Source organism: Trueperaceae bacterium, assembly GCA_036381595.1.
Classification (GTDB): Bacteria; Deinococcota; Deinococci; order Deinococcales; family Trueperaceae; genus DASVCN01.
This window is the reverse complement of the sequence record DASVCN010000028.1, coordinates 98,392-117,257: the sequence shown is the minus strand read 5'-3', so window position 1 is coordinate 117,257 and position 18,866 is coordinate 98,392. Positions and strand designations below refer to the sequence as shown.

Sequence of the window (18,866 nt, the reverse complement as noted above, 5' to 3'; positions counted from 1 at the left end):
TGTCCATGAACGAGCCCCTCGAGATCTACGACACCACCCTTCGCGACGGCACCCAAGGCCTCGCCGTCAACTTCACGAGCGAGGACAAGGTAGCTATCGCCAGGCGACTCGACGCCTTCGGGGTCGATCTGATCGAGGGGGGCTGGCCGGGCTCCAACCCGAAGGACGTCTCCTTCTTCGAGCGGATGCGCGATGTACCCCTCGTCAACGCGCGTCTCACCGCTTTCGGGTCAACCTGCCGGCGTGACTCCGCCGCGGAGGAGGACGAGAACCTGATCCGGTTGCTGGAGGTGGGTACCGAGGTAGTAACGATCTTCGGCAAGTCATGGACGATGCACGTAACTCACGCGCTGGGGGTGTCGCTGGAGGAGAACCTCTCGATGATCGAACGCTCGGTCTCGTTCCTCAGGAGCAACGGTCGCGAGGTCGTCTACGACGCCGAGCACTTCTTCGACGGCTACCGCGCCGATCCGGAGTACGCCCTCGCCACACTGGCCGCCGCGGCTGGCGCCGGGGCCTCCACGCTGGTCCTGTGCGACACGAACGGTGGGACCCTGCCGGCCGAGGTAGGCGCCCGCATCAGGGAGGTCAGAGACCGCTTCGGATTGCCGGTCGGCATCCACGCCCACAACGACAGCGAACTGGCGGTGGCCAACAGCCTGGCGGCGGTCGAGGCGGGAGCCAGCCAGGTGCAGGGCACCATCAACGGCTACGGTGAACGGTGCGGCAATGCCAACCTGATCTCGATCGTTCCCAACCTGGCCTTCAAGCTCGGGCGGCCGCAGCCGCAACGACTCTCCGGCTTGCGCGAGCTCTCCCGCTTCGTTGACGAGCGTGCCAACCTGCAGCCGAACGTTCGGGCCGCATTCGTGGGCGACGCGGCCTTCGCCCACAAGGGTGGCATCCACGTGTCGGCGGTGAACAAGAGGCCCGAGACGTACGAGCATCTTGCTCCCGAGCTGGTGGGGAACAGCCGGCGGGTCCTGCTCTCCGAGCTATCTGGACGGGCCAACGTGCTGGCGAAGTCGCAGGAGTACGGCGAGGAGTTCTCGGCGGGCGGCAGCGCCAGTCGCGACGTAGTGTCACGTCTCAAGGAGCTGGAGAACCGCGGCTACGCCTTCGAAGGGGCCGAGGCTTCCTTCCAGCTGCTGTCCCGGAAGGTCCGCGGCGACTACCGCCCCTACTTCACCCTGCACGGCTTCTCGGTCATCATGGACAAGCGTGAAGGGGAGAGCGAGCCCCGCTGCGAAGCGGTGATCAAACTCGAGGTCGGCGGCGTACTGGAGCACACGGCCTCCGACGGGCAGGGTCCCGTCAACGCGCTCGACCGGGCTTTGACGAAGGCGCTATCGCGCTTCTACCCGGCGGTCGAGGCCCTGCGGCTGGTCGACTACAAGGTGAGGGTTCTCGACGGTCCCGAGACCGGGACGGCTGCCGTGGTCAGGGTGCAACTCGAGACGAGCGACGGTGACGAGACCTGGGGGACCGTAGGCGCCAGCTTCGACATCATCAACGCCTCCTACGAGGCGCTGCTCGACGCCCTCGAGTACAAGCTCCATAAGGATGGGGTGGTTCCACTCGAACCGGCAGCAGCGGCTCGGGCCGACGGGGCCGCTCGGGAGCGAGTGGTGGGCCGAGCCTGAAGATCGCGAGTTCGGCCCGCACTCCGAGTCGGTGCATATCTATGTACCGAGGCGCTCCCGCCTTGCCTTCGAAGGGACATCGGTTCGCCGGCCCACGAAATCGTCGGCGGAAACCGGCCGGGGCCGTAGGATGCCGTCGAGACCGAGGGATGTAGCGACCCTCGGTCGATTGACCAACCGCCTCCCACGACGGTAATATCTCCTCCACGGCCGCTGGCGCCCACCCGATCCCGAAGAGAATTGCCAGTCGATGCACGCCTATGCGGTCCATCTGCAAGCCGAGAATCGCCCCTTCCGTCCCTAGCGGACGTCGTGTTCCATCATCAGGGAGAGTAGCCATGCCTGACCCATTCCAGCGCCTGTCCGATTTCACCGAACTGGCCTGGCCGGGGGAACGCGACGCTTGCGGCGTGGGCTTCGTCGCACACTCCGGTGGCCGTCGTAGCCACGACGTGCTGGTTCACGCTCTCGGCGCGCTCCAGAACCTCGCCCATCGTGGCGCGGTAAGCGCCGATGGCCGGTCAGGCGACGGCGCGGGAGTCCTCACGCAGATCCCGCACCGACTCTTCCGCCGCGACCTCGAAGCCCAGGGGATCCACCTGGACCGCGACCGGGACCTGGCAGTGGGCACCTTCTTCGTAGCCAACGACGCCCCCTACAAGAAGATCTACGCGCTCATCCGCGATGAGATCGCCCGCTCACCCCTGCAAAGGCTGATGTGGCGAGTTCCCCCGCTGGACGACAGCGCCCTGGGCGAGGAGTCGCGCAGCCGCCGCCCGGTCATCCGTCAGGTGCTGCTGGGGAGGCCGCAGTGGCTCTCCGACGACGCCTTCGAGCGGACCCTCTACCTCACCCGGAAGCGGATAGAACGGCGGCTCGCCGAGGCCGGCCTGGGACGGGCTTACATCACCTCCTTCTCGAGCAGGACCATCGTCTACAAGGGGCTGATGGTCGCCGATCAGCTCGCCAACTTCTACTGCGACCTGGCCGATCCCGACTTCGACACGGCGATCGCCGTATTCCACCAGCGCTACAGCACCAACACCCTGCCGCGCTGGTCGCTAGCCCAGCCGTTCCGGTTCCTGGCGCACAACGGCGAGGTCAACACCCTGCAGGGCAACGTCAACTTCATGCGTGCCCGTGAACCGCGGATGTCGAGTTACGTGTGGGGGAGCGAGATTCGCGACCTGCTGCCGGTGATCGAGGCGGGCGGCAGCGACTCCGGAGCGCTCGACAACGCCCTCGAACTGCTCGCCCTCTCCGGCCGCGACCTGCTGCACACGCTGATGATGATGGTGCCGCAGGCGTACGAGAACGATCCCGCCGTTACACCCGAGCTGGAGGGTTTCTACCGCTACCACGCCGCCCTGATGGAGCCGTGGGACGGTCCGGCCGCCCTGGCCCTGAGCGACGGCCGCTACGCGGTCGCGGGGCTCGACAGGAACGGGCTGCGCCCGCAGAGGTACTGGATAACGGCAGACGGGCTGGTGATCGTAGGCTCGGAAGCCGGCCTCGTCTCGTTGCCAGACGACCAGGTCGTCGAGAAGGGGCGCCTGGGCCCGGGACGCTTGCTCGCTGTCGACACCCTCGAGGGGAAACTGCTGCGGGACGCCGAGATAAAGGAGCGCTACTCGCGGCGCCGCCCCTACCGTGAGTGGGTCGAGCGCTACCGGATCGACACCGAACGGTCCGAAGGGGCAGGTGGCGAAGGGATGCCCGAGGCAGTAGAGCTGAGCGCTCTGCAGCGGCTCTTCGGCTATTCGAAGGAGGATTACGACCGGATCTTCGAGCCGATGGCGGGCGCAGCCGAGATGCCGGTGGGTTCGATGGGCGACGACACGCCGCTGGCGGTCTTCTCCGAGCAGCCACAGGGACTCTACCGCTACTTCAAGCAGCGCTTCGCCCAGGTCACTAACCCCCCCATCGACCCCCTTCGAGAGCGGCTGGTGATGTCCCTCTCCACCATCCTCGGCCCCCGCGCCTCCCTCCTCGAGGAGGAGCCCGAGGCAGCGCGGGTGATGCGCTTCGAGTCGCCGATCATCGACGACGGACAGCTCGGTTGGCTCAAGCAGCAGGAGTACCTCGGTACCGCGACGCTCGACGCCCGTTTCCCCGTTTCGGAGGGCCCAGAGGGGTTGCTGAACGCCCTCGAGGAGCTCGCGGACCGGGCCCAGGAGGAGGTCGAAGCGGGCGTTTCGGTTCTCATCCTCTCCGACCGGACAGTTGGCCCCGAGTGGGCTCCGGTGCCGATGCTACTGGCGGTCGGCGCGGTTCACCACCGGCTCCTGCTGGTGGGGCGCAGGACCAAGGCGGCGATCGTCTGCGACACGGGCGAACCGCGCGAGGACCATCACTACGCCTGCCTGATCGGCTACGGTGCCGCGCTGATCCACCCCTACCTGGCATTCGCCACGGCTCGCGACGCCGCCTCGGCGAAGGCCGAGATCGCGGTGAGCGGGGAAGAGGCGGTCGCCAACTACGTGAAGGCCGTCGAGAAGGGCCTCTTGAAGATCATGTCGAAGATGGGCATCTCGACCATCAGCTCCTACCGGGGCGCCCAGATCTTCGAGGCAGTGGGCGTCGATCGCGACGTGATCGAGAGATACTTCTACGGCACTCCCAGCCGGATCGGCGGGGCGGGAATCGAGACCTTCGCCATCGACGTCCTGCGACTCCACGCCGAGGCGTTCGGCGAGCAGGAGGGACTCGTCGACCGCGGCATCTACCGCTTCCGGAAAGCCGGCGAGTACCACGCCCATAACCCCTCGGTCTTCAAGGCGTTGCACAAGGCTGTGCGGACCGAGAGCTTCGAGGCGTTCGAGGAGTACACCCGGCAGGTCGAGGAGAGGCCGGCGTGTAATCTGCGTGACCTCCTGACCCTCAAGAAGGCCGAGAAGCCGCTGCCGTTGGACGACGTGGAGCCCGTCGAAGCGATCGTCCGGCGCTTCACTACCCAGGCGATGAGCCATGGATCTGTCTCGAGGGAGATGCACGAAACCCTCGCGATCGCCATGAACCGGCTGGGTGCGAAGAGCAACTCGGGCGAGGGCGGGGAGGACCCCGAGCGGTTCGAGCCGTTCGATCGGGACCGACCGGAGACGTCGCACGCTCCCTGGCATCCCAAGGCCGGAGACTGGGCGAACAGCGCCATCAAGCAGGTGGCCTCCGGCCGCTTCGGCGTTACCGCCCACTACCTGGCCAACGCGCGAGAGATTGAGATCAAGATGGCCCAGGGTTCCAAGCCTGGGGAGGGCGGACAGATCCCGGGCTTCAAGGTCACGGCCGAGATCGCCGGCATCCGCCACAGCGTGCCGGGGGTCACCCTGATCAGCCCGCCACCCCACCACGACATCTACTCGATCGAGGATCTGGCTCAGCTCATCTACGACCTCAAGCGGGTCAACCGTGATGCCAGGGTGGGCGTGAAACTGGTGTCGACCGCTGGAGTCGGAACGATCGCGGCCGGTGTCGTCAAAGGCTACGCCGACAACATCCAGATCTCGGGCTACGACGGGGGCACCGGGGCCAGCCCGCTCTCCTCGGTGAAGCATGCGGGAGTTCCCTGGGAACTGGGTCTGGCCGAGACGCAACAGGTCCTCGTGGCCAACGACCTGCGCGGACGGGTGACGCTACGGGTGGACGGCGGACTCAAGACCGGCCGTGACGTCGTCGTCGCCGCACTTCTGGGCGCCGAGGAGTTCGGCTTCGGCACCTCGGCCCTCGTCGCCGCCGGCTGCGCCCTCATCCGCCAGTGCCACCTCAACACCTGCCCGGTCGGCATCGCCACGCAAGATCCGGAGTTGCGCAAGAAGTTCCAGGGTCAACCGGAGCACATCGTCAACTTCTTCGTCTACCTCGCCCAACAGGTGCGGATGATCCTGGCCGAGATGGGCTTCGCCTCGCTCGACGAGGTGATCGGCCGCGTGGACCTGCTCGGACAGCGTCAGGTGTCTCTGCCCAAGGTGGCGCGCCTCGACCTGAGCGCCATCCTGGCCGACCCGGATCCTTCGGGAGAGCGCGCCCGGCGTTCACTGCAGGCGCGCAACGACCGGCCGGAACCGGAGGTGCCGCTCGACGAGCGGCTGCTGCAGGACGCCCGCAGTGCGGTCGAGGAGGGCCAGCGGCTGCAGCTCGAGTACCAGGTGTCGAACGCCGAACGCTCGTTGGGAGCTCGCCTCTCAGGAGAGATAGCTCGCCGTCACGGCGCCTCCGGGCTGCCTCCCAGCACCGTCCGGGCCACCTTCCGGGGCCCGGCCGGTCAGAGCTTCGGGGCCTTCGCCGTGCCGGGATTGAGTCTCAGACTCGAGGGAGAAGCGCAGGATTACGTGGGCAAGGGGATGTCGGGCGGAGAGATCGTGATCACGCCGCCGGCGGGCAGCCACTTCGAGACGAGCCGCCACGTCATCATGGGGAACACGGTTCTCTATGGCGCCACAGGCGGAGAGTTGTTCGCAGCCGGAGCGGCCGGTGAGCGCCTTTGCGTGCGCAACTCGGGCGCGGTCGCGGTCGTCGAAGGGTGCGGCGACCACGGCTGCGAGTACATGACCGGCGGTGTGGCGGTGATCCTCGGCTACACGGGACGTAACTTCGGGGCGGGCATGTCGGGCGGGAGCGCTTACGTCTACGACCCGGAAGACGAGCTGGAAACGAAACTGAACAACCAGATGGTGGGCGTTGAGAGGGCCGAAGCGGAGTTCGACGGGCAGCTCCTGCGGGCTCTGCTGGAGAGGCACGTTCGTTCGACCGGCAGTACCAGGGCCGCCGCCCTGCTGGAGACCTGGCCTGCGGCCCTGGTCCACTTCAAGCGGGTGGCGCCTCACCCGGAGTTCGAGGACGCCACCGCTGAGGTCGGAGGCGACCGCTCGCTGGAGGCCGCTCTGCTCACTTCTCTGCAGGCGCGGGCGGAGGGTGTGGCGGTTCCCGGTCCTGGCAGGCACTGAGTCGGCTCAGGAGCCGAAGGCGGTGACCGTCCCGTCGAGTGAGGCAACGACCAGAGCGTCGCCCAGCGGCAGCGGACTGGCCTGGATGGGGGAGTGGGAAACCTGCTCACGCCACAACTCTCTCCCCGCCCTGGCGTCGAAGGCCAGGAGCTCACCGCTCTCGGTGGCCAGATAGAGCGTGCCGGCGGCAACGACCGGGGCGGCCGTGACCGGGGCGTCGAGGGAACGCTCCCAGATGTCGTCGCCGCTCCGCAACGAGAGGCAGCGGAGCCTGCGGCCCCAGGAGGCGAGGTAGACGCGGCCGTTCCAGACGGCCGGCGAGCCGTAGATCTCGCCGGCCGTGTCGTAACTCCAGAGCACCTCGCGGCTGTTCAGGTCGAAAGCGTGCAGTTCGCCATCGCGCACGGGGAGCAGCAGCAGGCCGCCATGCGCGACCGGCGGTGAGAGCATGTTGCCGACCTCGACCTTCAGGCGGCCCTTGCCGCTCAGTGCGTCGACCACATGCAGCCAGCCGTCAGAGGTCGCGTACGCGACCTGCCCACGGTGGAGGGTAGGGGGCGTCGCGGCGGGCGCGGCCGCCTCGTAGCGCCAGGCAGGCTGGCGGTCGGCGTTCCGCCGTTCGAGGTACCCGCTCGAGGCCGTGGTGACCACGCCGTCGCCGTACGGCAGCAGTCCCACGACCCCGTACTCCGGGTCCGACCAGAGCGAGCGGCCGGTGGGCCAGGAGATCGCCTGCAGCCCGCCGTCGCGACTGCTTATGTATAGTCTGCCGCCGGCGTAGATGGGGGCGGTGCTCACCTCGTCATCGGCGCTGAAGGTGGTTACCGTTCCGCCGTCCGCGGGCCTGAGGACCGCGGTGCAGTCGCTCCTGAGGCCCACCAGGATGAACCCTTCGGCAGCCCCGATGCCTGCCGGGAACTGGGGTCCGTCGCTCAGCTGGACCTGCCAGCGGCGCCGCGGCGCTCCCGACTGGACCGGCCCGGTGGGGTAGAAGCCGCAGCGGCCGGGGCCGCCGGCCGGCAGGTGGGTAGCTCGAACCCGGCCCGATTCCAGGATGGCCCGCAGCGAGTCGGCGACCGCGTAGGCCGATCCCGGCCTGGACTGCGGCTCCTTCGAGAGGAGCGCGGAGATCAGCCGCGACAGCTCGGGGGGGATCTGGGGATTGAGTTCGGCAGCGGGCGTCAGCTCGCCGTAGACGTGCTGGTAGAGGACCGCCTGATCGTTCTCGGCGTCGAAGGGCGCAGAGCCGGTGAGCGTTCGGTAGAGGACCGCTCCGAACGCGTAGAGATCGGTATGAGCGCCGGTGGCGTCACCGCGCGCCTGCTCCGGAGCCATGTACTGCGGCGTGCCGAGGGTGAGGCCGGTACGGGTCAGCTCTTGGCTGCTCTCGGTCAGCTGAACCAGGCCGAAGTCCATGACCTTGGGGTGGTTGTGGGTGGTGAGCAGGATGTTGCGTGGCGTGAGGTCACGGTGGACCATGCCCAGGTTGTGCACGTAGCCCAGAGCTTCGGCCACCGTTATCGAGGCCCCGAGGAGCCTTTCGAACGCCTCGGTGTCTGTTTCGAACGGTCCAAGGTCGGTGAACGGACCGCCTTCGATCAACTCCATGGCGAAGTAGACGTGCTCGCCCAGCCCCAGGTCGAAGATGGAGACGATACCGGGGTGGTCGAAGCGCGCCAGGGCCTGGATCTCGCGCCGGAATCTGTGGGTGTCGGTCTCCGTCAGATGGGGGCGGAGGACCTTCAGCGCGACCTCCCGCTCGAGGTGACGGTCGCGGGCGCGGAAGACCTGGGCCATCCCACCCTGGCCGAGTGGCCCAAGTATGTCGTAACGCTCGTCAACCAGTTCGCCGGGATGGAACATGCCAGCCGCGGCGGCTCAGGATTCCTCTATGGCCTTGAGGACGGCGGGGTCTAGCTCTCCGGCTTCCACGGCCCGGTTGAGCATCTCGATGCCCAGCCGGACCACTTCCGACTTGGAAACCAGGCGTTCTGGGTTGGAAAGTTGGTATGCGGTCTTGGTGAGCAGCGAGTCTTGCTCTTCGGTTATCACGACCTGTAGTCGCTTGCTCTTCTCTCGCTTGGGCACCCTTGCCTCCAGTTGTGAGGTCCTCGACAGCGTTGCTGATAGTAGCATCTGTAGGATTTCCTTGACAATACTGCACTCGAGCAGTACTCTGCAACTACTCAACGTGTGTATGTTACACACTCTGCCTCACGGTGAGCCCCCACCCGGCGACACCCCGCACCGTGAACGATGCTGGAAGGACGACATGCAAGAGCAGGCCGAGTCACTCGTCATCAAGGGCGGCACCCCCCTCCGTGGTGAGGTGCGCATCAACACCGCCAAGAACTCGGCGCTCTACCTGATCCTCGCCTCGTTGCTCACTCACGAGACGGTCACGCTGCGCGACATCCCCAGACTCAGCGACGTCCTCGTAGCCCTCGAGATCCTCGAGCACGTGGGCGTCGAAGTGCGCTGGGAGGGGCGCGATCTCCACCTCCACGCAGCTCGGATCCGCTCCTGCGGGGCCCCCTACAGCCTCGTCAGCAAGATGCGTGCCTCGTTCGTTGCCATGGGCGCCCTGCTCGCTCGCTGCGGGCGCGCCCGCATCTCGATGCCGGGCGGCTGCGCTTTCGGGCCGAGGCCCGTCGACCGCCACATCACCGCCTTCCAGGCGCTCGGCGCCGTGATCGACGAGGAGGGCGGCGACTTCCACGCCTTCCGCAGCGGACCGCTCGCCGGCCGTGCCGTGTTCGAAGCGCCCACGGTCGGTGGCACCCAGAACGTGATATTGGCGACTGCCCTCGAGGGCGGCAGCGTCACCATCGAGAACGCTGCGCTCGAGCCCGAGATCGCCGACCTCGCGAACATGCTCAACGCCATGGGAGCCAGGATCACCGGGGCGGGCACCAGTACTATCCGGATCGAAGGGGTGCCCGAACTGAGCGGTGTCGACTACCGCCCGGTTCCCGATCGCATCGAGGCCGGCACGCTGATGCTCGCCACCGCTGCGACCCGCGGCACCGTCACACTTCGGGGCGTTGCCCCCGCGCATCTCGAAGCGGTCAGCGCCAAACTGAGGGAGACCGGCGTGAGGATCGTCGAGGTGGCAGATGACGCCCTGCTCGTCGACGCGAGCGGAGAACTGAAGCCCGCCGACGTCACGGCCGCCGAGTACCCCGAGATCCCCACCGACCTCCAGGCTCCCTTCTCCGCCTACCTGGCGACTCTGCCTGGCGCCAGCGTCGTGCGAGACAAGGTCTATCCCGATCGTTTCACCCACGTCGAGGAGCTGCGGCGCACCGGAGCAGACGTCGAACTGTTCGAGCGGACGCTAATAATCCGTGGCGGTCAACTGGCCGGAGCGCGGCTGCACGCCGCCGATATCCGGGCCGGCGGCGCCCTGGTGATCGCGGCGCTCAGCGCCAAGGGCACCTCGACGATCGGGGGCCTGCAGTTCATCGACAGGGGCTACGAAGCGCTGACGGAGAGGCTTTCCCAGTTGGGCGCTCAGGTTTCCAGGCGGGTAGTAACCGCGCCCTCCCCAACCAGCGGCGACTAGCAGCGATAGCGAGAACGGGTTGAAGCGCCGTCAGGGGCGCTTCTTCTCTTCCGTCCTGCCTGGGTCGTCGACCTGACCTGAGTCGAGCGGATCGACCTTCGAGGTTCCCTCGGCGTCCGGGGGGAGCCGCTCGGCCCCTGGAAACGGCGGCGCGGTTTCACTCTCGCCTGCGTCCGAACCTGCCTCGTCCCGGACCACTTCGGGGTCCGCTTCGCCGTCCGGTCGCCGCGGTTCCCCCGGGCCGGTTCGTCTGAACGGCAGCGGTACCGGCCGTTGCCAGGTCCCGGTCTCCTTGCCGCCCGAGCCGACCTTCTGGGCCTGCGGGTGACCGAACTCGTTCTCCAACTCGGCGTCCAGCTCCTCGTCCGACGGCTCGGTCAGCAGGGCCGAGGAGTCCCAGGTGAACGGGCGGCGTTCCGGTTCACTGCCGCTCGCCGCTTCGGGCTTCGGCACCGCCTCCCAGCTCACTGGGTCGGGGGATGTCGGGTCCCGCGGATGCGGACCGTCATCGCCCCCGGGATCGGCGGCTACCGGCCGCGAGAGGACCCGCATCGCAACGCCTGCCAACGACACCAGCAAGCCGACCGCCATCAGCACCAGCCAGAAGGCGCCCGGTATGGGGGAGCTGTTCCGGGCAGGGGGGAGGATCCCCGCATCGATCGCTTGCGACTGTCGCGTCTCGCCCCTGGCCAGCACATCCACCACGGGAAGGCGCTGAGTTTCGCTGGAGAAGGCCCAGGGCGACTCCTGGCGCTCGAGCGGCCGCCAGGGGCTGGCGCCGAACAGGTCGTAGAGTCCCGTGATGGCGTAGACCCGTGGCCGGTCGGGCCGCGGGTAGGGAGTGGTGACCAGCAGCTCGTTGCCCACGGTCGTCACCGTGGCCGGCGCGCTCTCCACGCCTCCGGGCGCGGAACTCGTCCGGTAGGCCGTCGCCTGTGCTCCGGTGAGCCTCACGGCGACCTCCCAACCCTGGCCTTGCGGCAACCGCATCCCCGAGCCGGAGAGCAGCTCGTTCCTGCCCCCTTCTTCGCCCGACACGTAGACCTCGATCACCGGCAGCGAGAACCCCATCGGCAGCTCGAACGGGTCGCTCAGCGAGCCCATCTCGATCCTGAGCGTCAACTGCGGGTCGTCGGTCACGGTAACCTGGCGCAGGTCGAAAGGGGCGAGGTTGCGGTAGACCTCGGCCGAGGGCGGGGTCAGCGAACCGTTCCCCACCGCGTCCCCAGCCGGGTCGCTGAGGGTGATAAGCGCCGCCATCACGAACGCTTCAAACATGAACCCCCGCCTTCAGCGCCTGACCCCGCTTGCAGAAGGCGATCAGCCACTCTGCCAGCGCGTCGGCGTCGTGCTGAGCGTACGGCCCGCTACCGAGCAGGTCGAGGCGCGCCAGGCGGATCCCCTCGGCTGAGAACCGCTCCTGTTCGACGCTCACGACCTCCGCTCCCTCCATCTCGTACGCCGCCAGCCGCTCCTGATCCACCGCGGCCGAGTTGACCACTACCCAGTCGGGCGCCCGGCCCAGGTGCTCACGGAGCTTCACCACGTGGTCGAAGGCGGTGAAACCGTCCGTCTCGCCAGCCTCGGTCATGATGTTGCAGACGTAGAGGAGTGGCGCCCTTGTCTCCAGCAGCGCGCCGCGTACGGCGGGCACGAGCAGAGGCGGGATCGTCGAGGTGAAGAGGCTGCCTGGCCCCAGGACGATGAGGTCGGCTCGAGCGATGTCGTCGATGACCTCGGGTAGCGAAGAGGCCGTCTCGGGCTCGATCGACACGCTCTCGACCGCGCCGGGCGTCTCACGAACGGCGCTCTCGCCCCGTACCACCTGGCCGCCGCTCTTCCTCACGCAGAGCGATACCGGGACGGTGGTTGCGGGGTAGACGGACCCGGAGAGGTTGAGCAGCGAGTTGAGGGCCCGCACGGCTCTGCCGAAGTCGCCTTCGACCTCGGTGAGGGTGGTGATGAGCAGGTTGCCGAAGGTGTGGCCGATCAACTCCCGGCCGCGTTGGAAGCGGTACTGGAGGAGCCGCGAAACCTCGAGTTCGTTGTCCGAGAGGGCGGCCAGGCAGTCGCTCAAGTCGCCGGGAGCGGGCATTCCGAAGTCGAGCCGCAGCCTGCCCGACGAGCCGCCGTCGTCGGCGACCGTTACCACCGCGGTCAGGTTGCTGCTGTGGGCACGCAGGCCGCGCAACAGGTTGGAGAGCCCGGTGCCGCCGCCGAAGGCGACGATCCGCGGACCTCGGGACAACTGCAGGCGCTGGTGCAGGAGGGCGGCTGCCTCGTAAGGGCGAGGCATCCAGTTGGAGAGCAGCGAGCGGTTGAGGCGACCAACCGCGACGATTGCGACGGTGAGACCGGCGGCCAGGAGCACGAGTGAGGCGATCAACCCGTAGCTGAGCCAGAGTCCGCTCACCAGTACACCTTCGATCGGCTGCGAGAGTGCCTGGCGATTCCCGGAGAAGAGCCAGAGCATCGCCCCGATCACGCCCAGAACGAGCAGCAGGGCGCCAGCCACCGCCAGCGCCACGTGACGCTTGACGCCCATCCCCGGGGCCAGCCAGTAGCGCATCGACAGGAGGTAGCGGACCCGTTCCTTGGTCGTCACGAGTCGTGCTCCGCCAATGCCGCCGCCAGGTCCCGGTGTTCCATCCGCGCATCGAACTGATCGCCCAGGTCGCGGCTCAACCTCTCTGCCACCGCGACCGACCGGTGCTGACCGCCCGTGCAGCCCAGAGCCACCGTGTACGAGGTGCGGCCGCTGTCGCGGGCGAGGCCAGCCAGGGTCCTGACCAAGTTCCGCAACTGGGTATAGAGTTCGAGCCCGCCCGGGGTGAAGACGTGCGCCTGGACCTGAGCCTCGCTGCCGCTCAGGCGCCGCAGGGCCTCCTCGTAGTAGGGGTTCGGCAGGGCCCGGACGTCGAGCACCAGGTCGGCGTCGATGGGCGCGCCGCGCTTGAAGCCGAACGATACCAGGCGCAACAGGAAGGAGCGTTCCCGGGCGAAGCTGCGGCGGATGTAATGGTTCAGTTCCTTGGCGCTCATCCCGGTCGTGTCCACCTGATGGTGAGCCCTCCGGCGCACACCCTCGAGGGCCACGCGCTCCGCGGCGATGTCGTGTGAGAGCGTGCCTTCGTTGAGAGGATGAGTCCGCCGGGTGAGACTGTACCGTTTGACTAGCGTCTGTTCCGAGGCGCTGAGGAAGAGGATGGTGGGTTCGAAACCGCCTTGCGCAAGTGCCGCGAGCCCGTCGTCGAGTTCGCCCAGGAAGGCCGAAGTACGCACGTCGACCGAGAGCGCGACCCGGTCCTTGCCCACCGCCTCGGCCCGAGCGGCGAGCGGGGCCCACAACGACGGGGGCAGGTTGTCAACCGCGAAATAGCCGATGTCTTCCAGGGCGTGCAGAGCCGTAGTGGTGCCCGCGCCGCTCAGCCCGCTCACGACGATGAGCCGGGCCCCTGGAGCGCTCCACTCCGCCGGTACGCTCTCGCTCGTTTCGTTGGCTAACCGTTCGATGTCAGGGGTCACGTTGCCGGCCTCTCCTGCGCCCGCGACTGCCGCCTCCCACTCAGGGAGACCCGACCGGCGGGGAATAATCGACCACGCAGGCTATCACGCTGTCGGAACGCTCCACCACGGCAACCCTCCCGCTCTGCCAGAGCAGTTGGCCGCCGCAGGCGTTGACCGGATCGCCGCCCCTCGGCCTGGCCTGCACGAGCGTCACACCGCCGATCTCGACCTCGACGAAGTCGACGGACTGTTCCGCGGGCGCCAGGAGCGGAGCCGGACTCGAGTGGGTGAACTCCCATCCCGCGCCCGTGTGGCGCAGGAACCCCACCTGACCGCCCACCTCGACTCGGAACAGGATGTCTGGCCGGCGGCGCTCGATGCTCCACTCCCGAGGCTTGACGAATCCCACATCCCAGTCGACGCAGGCGGTCACGCTCGCCCCTTCGCTCAGCGGCTGCGGGACGGCTTCGGCGGTGACGGCGCCGCTCAGGTCGCTGGCGAAAGCTTCGGCGGCGCTCCGCCCAGCGAAGCAGCCGATTCGAACCCGGGAGTACTGTTGGCCGTTCGACATCGTGAACTCGCTGTAGGCGTCGAACCCAAGGTCGAGCAGCTGGTCGACCTGCGAGAGCGCCTGACGGTAGTCCTGGAAGGCAGCGGTCTGCACCGTCCAGAACTGCGCCTGCGCCTGAGCCATCGGCAGGAGCAGAATGGCTGCCAGCCAGAGGAGACTGCACCTCACGCGGCCTCCGGCGCCCCCGCACGCACCAGGCGGCTGAAGTTGGCGAGGATCGCCAGCCCCACTCGCTGGCTCTTCTCCGGGTGGAACTGGGTCGCGTGCAAGGTTCCCCGGGATAGCGCCCCCAGGAAGCGCACGCCGCCGTAGGTGGTATAAGCGCCGCTCATCGCCGGCACTGAACCGTCGATCTCCAGGTCGGCGTAGTAGGAGTTGGCGTAGTAGACGTAGGAACCGTCCTCGACCCCTTCGAGCAGGGGCGAATCGCCATGTTTGTGGAGACTGTTCCAACCCATCTGAGGCACCGTACTACCAGCGGGGAACCTCTTCACGGTCCCCGGGAGGATGCCCAGTCCTGCCACCCGCGGCGCTTCCTCGGACCCCTCGAGCAGCAGCTGCAGGCCCACGCAGATGCCCAGGAACGGCCGACCGGACTCAATGTGACGCCTGACCAGGGGTTCGAACCCGGAATCGCGGAACGACCTCATCACCTGGCCGAAGTGCCCCTGACCAGGCAGGATGAGAGCCGCGGCCTCCTCTGCCTGGGCGGGGTCGTGGCTCACGGTGACGTCGAGGCCCGAGCGCAGCAGCGCCTTGTGGACGCTGTGGATGTTACCGGCGCCGTAGTCTACGAGAACGCTCTTCATCGGGTCCTGCTCACCCCCGCAGCAGCCCCTTGGTGCTCGGCAGGCCTTCACCACTCAGCGCGACGGCCGCGGCCAGCGATCGGGCGAACGCCTTGACCACCGCCTCGCAGACGTGGTGGGTCTCCTGACCGGCGAGTACGCGCACATGCATCGTGGCGCCGGCATGGTTGCAGAAGCCGCGCAAAAGTTCCCGAAGGTGATGGGCGTTGAAACCGCCGGCGTCCCCCTCGAAGCCACCGGGTTCGAAGGCGAGGAAGGGCCGCCCCGACAGATCCAGCACAACGTGAGCGAGGGTCTCGTCCATGGGCACGAACGCCGAGCCGTACCGTTCGATGCCGTTGCGGTCGCCGAGGGCTTCGCCTACGGCCTGGCCGAGTGCTATGCCGCAGTCCTCCGCGAGATGGTGGACGTCCACGTGGAGGTCTCCGCGTGCGGCGACCTCCACGTGGAGTCGACCGTGCTTCTGCACCTGTTCCAGCATGTGGTCGAGGAAGCCGTGCCCGGTCGCGATCTCGCCCCCCGGGGCCGCGTCCAGGTCGATACCGATCCGGATCTCGGTCTCGTTGGTGATACGGTTGGTAAGCGCGCTCCTAGGCATGTTCGACCTCCACGAGCGTGGCCCGCAACGCCTCCAGGAACCTCTCGTTCTCCTCGCGCGTGCCGGCCGTGACCCTCAGGCAGTTCTCGAGCCCTGGCCCCGACTGTGGTCGAACCACCACCCCCTTGCCAAGCAGACCTTCGTAGACGGACCTCCCGTCGTCGACCCGAAAGAGCACGAAGTTGGTGGTCGAGGGGAAGACATGAACCCCGGCCACGTCGTTCAACGACCGCTGCAGCCACGCCCGCTCGAGGGCTACCTGGCGGGCGCGTTCCTCGACCTCTGCATTGTGCTCGATCATCGTCAGCGCTGCCGCCTGCTGCAAGCCCGATACGACGAACGGCAGGACGACCTTACGCAGTTCGCCAGCCAGTTGGGGCGAGGTAAGGGCGTAGCCCACCCGGGCACCGGCGAGGCCGAACGCCTTGGAGAGGGTCCGAAGCGAGAGCACGCCGGGCCGCCGGGCGAGCTGACTCGAGTCGCTGCCGGCGAACTGCCCGTACGCCTCGTCGATCACGACGAGCCACCGGTCCCCGGCGGCATCGGCCAGTCGTTCCAGGTCGTCCGAGTCGTGGAGGTTGCCGGTGGGTGCGGCCGGGTTGGCTACGAAGAGCAGCCCCCGCCTGCCCTCCATCTCCCGGAGCAGATCGGCGACGGGCAGACGGAACGCAGGACCCGATGGCACCTCGACCAGTTCGGCGCCCAGGATGCTCGCCTGCATCCGATAGACGCTGAAGGTCGGCGTGGGCAGCAGCACCGTCTGTCCGATTCCGGCGGCTATCACGAGGTTCTGGATGAGGACGTTCGAGCCGGGCGTCACGACTATGCCGTCGGCCGGCCAGTCGTGGAGCCGAGCCAGCGCCGCGCGTAGCTCGCTCGCGTCGAGGTCGGGGTAGCGGTTGAGCGGCAGCGCGGCGATGCGGGCCAGCAACTCCTGCCGTAGCAGTTCAGGCAGGTCGTAGGGAAGCTCGTTCTGGTCCAGTTTCACGCCCTCAGGGTGGGGCGCGAAGTCGTAGGCCGCTAGTTCCCGTATCCGGGGGCGGATGCTCATCGTTCCAAGTCTACAGCAGGCTCAGTTCGGGCCCTGGCCGGCCCGGGCCCGCTCACGGATCTGGGCCAGGTCGTCCTCGAGGGAAGGGTCTATCGCGATCGCCTGCTCCCACTGCTCGAGAGCGTCGTCGAAACGGCCCAGACCGTAGTAGGTGAGGCCGAGGTTGATGTGAGCGCTGGTGTTCTCGGAGTTGGCTTCTACCGCCCGGCTCAGCGTCTGCAGGGCCAGGTCGAAGCGACCGAGCTGCAGCTGGGCGTAGCCGAGGTTGTTCAGCACGGTGTCGCTCTCGGGGTACGCCTCGAGCGCCACCTCGTACGGTTCGAGCGCCTGGCGGATCTCCCCCGAGCGGTGAAGCGAGTAGCCGTGGTAGAAGGCCGCCAGAGGGTGACCGCTCAGCTCGAACGCTCGGGCGAAGGCGCGTGCAGCCGTCCCGGGGTCGTCGCTCTCGAGGGCGTAGAGCCCACGTTGGAACTCGCTCGCGGCTTCGCCTTCGAAGGCGATCGCATCGTCCCCCACGATCTGCCGTTGCTGCTCGAGGAGCGACATAGCCCGGCGGGCGGCTTCGTTGTCGGGATCGAGTTCGAGCGCCCGTTCCAGCGAGGCGAGGCCGTCGTCGATGTGCCCGGTCCTGCCTAGCGCGATCCCGTAGAGGGCGTGGAGTTCCGAGTCGTCGGGCCGTGACTCGAGGAGCGGCTCGAGGGTCGCTATCGCTGCCCTGGCCTGCCCAGCCTGCAACAACAACCGGCCGAGGTTGAGCTGCACGGTCGGGCTCTCCTGTGCGACGGAGGTGAATACCTCGCGCGCCCGTTCGACCTCACCCATCTGCGCGAGTGTTATGGCCAGAGAGTTGGCCACCTCGACGCTGTCGGGGAACTGCTCGCGCAGCTCCTCGAGCAGCGACACGGCTTCCTCCTCGCGGCCGGCCTGCCTTTGCAGCTCCGCCTCGGTGAGCTTCAGTCCGCTGCTCTCCGGGAACCGCTCCCTGCCCGCCATCACGAGCGCCAGGGCCTGCTCGGTCATGTCGCTCGGAAGGGCCGTGGCCTGGGCGAACAGCGCCGGCGAGGTCGACAGCGGCTCCGATGTCACCTGACGCAGGTAGGCGAGAGCGCCCGCCGGATCGCCCGCCTCTATCGCCCGCTCGACGAAGGCCCGGTGCAGAGCCACCGACTCGGGCAGGTTCTCGCTGGCCCGCCGCAGCACCTGCAGGGCACGCTGAGGGCTGCTCTCCAGCTCGGCCAGGCCCAGTACCGCTTCGAGTTGCCGAGGCGACGCTTCAACCGCTCGCTCCAGCAGAGAGCGCACTTCCGCCTGTTCCTCTGCCTGTTCCGCCAGCCCAACGAGGGCCAGGGCGTGATGGGAGTTGAGCGCCAGGGCCTCCTCGAAGCTGCGGCGAGCCAGTTCGTCGTCACCGGCGACGCTCGCTACGATCCCGCGCACCACCTTGGCGGTCACGTCGTCCTGGTTGGCTTCGACGGCTGCGCCGGCGCTTGCGAGCGCCTCGTCGTGCCGGCCCGCGAGAGCCAGCGCCCTGGCTTTCTCGGAAAGCGCCCAGCTCGACTCGGGGTTGAGGTCGGCGGCCGCGGTGAGCTCGCTCAGGCTGGTCCCTAGCCGCGAGGAGGCCCGCGAGACCGCCCCGAGGCTCGTCAACTCGGGGGTTTCCTGAGCCAGGCTCGCTACCCGCGAGCGCGCCTCGGCGGTTTCGAGCTCGAGTTCCGTGAGCGTTGCCAGCGAGACCGCTTCGACCGCGGCGACCGGATCGTTCGGGAGTTGCAGCCGCACCTGTTTCGGCTCCGTGAAGGTCGGCCCGGCGAACGCCAGGGTCACGTCGATACCCGAGCCGCTGCCGCTCACCGCGCCGCTGATCACGGCGTCGACCTCGAACGCGGCGGTCGCCGTTTCCACCGCTTCCAAGCCCGCTTCGAAGGCCCGCGTGACGAAGAGGCCCGCCTCGGCGACGGGTGGTGCGTACACCCCGTCGAGCGAGTTGAGGGTCCGCTGCAATCCGGTGGCGAGCCCCAAGCCGTACGGCTCGAAGGAGCGGTTCGCGTCGAACGGCAGTACCAGCACTCTGAGGGTGTCCTGGGCGAACCCGAGCGTCGCGAGGAGAGCGAACAGTAGTAGGGCGACTTTTCTCATCTGGGGAAGTATAACTTCGTGCCCGTGAGAACCTTGAAGCGCTTCC

13 protein-coding genes are annotated in these 18,866 nt (G+C 67.9%); 3 read left to right on the top strand and 10 right to left on the bottom strand.

Annotated elements, in window-relative coordinates; all coding sequences use genetic code 11:
- The first annotated feature begins 5 nt into the window (after positions 1-5).
- Both cimA and gltB read left to right on the top strand, forming a co-directional pair.
- Complete coding sequence (cimA, locus tag VF168_10970; GenBank protein HEX7004692.1) at positions 6-1,643, top strand: citramalate synthase; 1,638 nt, start codon at positions 6-8, stop codon at positions 1,641-1,643.
- A gap of 338 nt (positions 1,644-1,981) precedes the next feature.
- Positions 1,982-6,583 carry a glutamate synthase large subunit gene (gene gltB / locus VF168_10965; GenBank protein HEX7004691.1) on the top strand — a complete coding sequence of 1,534 codons (4,602 nt, stop codon included), beginning with the start codon at positions 1,982-1,984 and terminating at the stop codon, positions 6,581-6,583.
- A gap of 6 nt (positions 6,584-6,589) precedes the next feature.
- Here gltB and VF168_10960 read toward each other — a convergent pair whose 3' ends face one another.
- Positions 6,590-8,446: a PQQ-binding-like beta-propeller repeat protein gene (locus tag VF168_10960; protein ID HEX7004690.1), complete on the bottom strand. Its 1,857-nt coding sequence runs from the start codon at positions 8,444-8,446 to the stop codon at positions 6,590-6,592.
- Between the two features lie 15 nt (positions 8,447-8,461).
- Entirely contained in the window at positions 8,462-8,671 is a 210-nt protein-coding gene (locus tag VF168_10955; GenBank protein ID HEX7004689.1) for a transcriptional regulator, read from the bottom strand.
- A gap of 184 nt (positions 8,672-8,855) precedes the next feature.
- Between VF168_10955 and murA the strand changes: the two genes are divergently transcribed.
- Positions 8,856-10,148 carry a UDP-N-acetylglucosamine 1-carboxyvinyltransferase gene (murA, locus tag VF168_10950; protein HEX7004688.1) on the top strand — a complete coding sequence of 431 codons (1,293 nt, stop codon included), beginning with the start codon at positions 8,856-8,858 and terminating at the stop codon, positions 10,146-10,148.
- 30 nt (positions 10,149-10,178) lie between these two features.
- On the opposite strand, the gene VF168_10945 is transcribed toward murA, so the two are convergent.
- The 8 genes from VF168_10945 to VF168_10910 are packed head-to-tail and all read right to left on the bottom strand — an operon-like array spanning position 10,179 to position 18,820.
- Positions 10,179-11,426: a glucodextranase DOMON-like domain-containing protein gene (locus VF168_10945; GenBank protein ID HEX7004687.1), complete on the bottom strand. Its 1,248-nt coding sequence runs from the start codon at positions 11,424-11,426 to the stop codon at positions 10,179-10,181.
- The gene (gene yvcK, locus VF168_10940) at positions 11,419-12,753 is read right to left on the bottom strand and encodes a uridine diphosphate-N-acetylglucosamine-binding protein YvcK (GenBank protein HEX7004686.1); all 1,335 of its coding nucleotides are present in this window, start codon (positions 12,751-12,753) and stop codon (positions 11,419-11,421) included. Before yvcK ends, VF168_10945 begins: the two co-directional genes overlap by 8 nt.
- Positions 12,750-13,673 (bottom strand): RNase adapter RapZ, encoded by a 924-nt coding sequence (gene rapZ / locus VF168_10935; protein HEX7004685.1) that lies wholly within the window; start codon positions 13,671-13,673, stop codon positions 12,750-12,752. Before rapZ ends, yvcK begins: the two co-directional genes overlap by 4 nt.
- A 40-nt stretch (positions 13,674-13,713) precedes the next feature.
- A complete protein-coding gene (locus VF168_10930) occupies positions 13,714-14,394 on the bottom strand; it encodes an SPOR domain-containing protein (protein ID HEX7004684.1) in 681 nt (226 codons plus the stop codon).
- Complete coding sequence (gene hisH / locus VF168_10925) at positions 14,391-15,035, bottom strand: imidazole glycerol phosphate synthase subunit HisH (GenBank protein ID HEX7004683.1); 645 nt, start codon at positions 15,033-15,035, stop codon at positions 14,391-14,393. The genes VF168_10930 and hisH overlap by 4 nt, the downstream gene beginning before the upstream one ends.
- A gap of 10 nt (positions 15,036-15,045) precedes the next feature.
- On the bottom strand, positions 15,046-15,633 hold the full coding sequence (hisB, locus tag VF168_10920) for an imidazoleglycerol-phosphate dehydratase HisB (GenBank protein HEX7004682.1): 588 nt from the start codon (positions 15,631-15,633) through the stop codon (positions 15,046-15,048).
- Complete coding sequence (gene hisC, locus VF168_10915; protein ID HEX7004681.1) at positions 15,626-16,684, bottom strand: histidinol-phosphate transaminase; 1,059 nt, start codon at positions 16,682-16,684, stop codon at positions 15,626-15,628. The genes hisB and hisC overlap by 8 nt, the downstream gene beginning before the upstream one ends.
- A 21-nt stretch (positions 16,685-16,705) precedes the next feature.
- Positions 16,706-18,820, bottom strand: coding sequence for a tetratricopeptide repeat protein (locus tag VF168_10910; GenBank protein ID HEX7004680.1), 2,115 nt, complete (start codon positions 18,818-18,820; stop codon positions 16,706-16,708).
- Positions 18,821-18,866 lie beyond the last annotated feature (46 nt).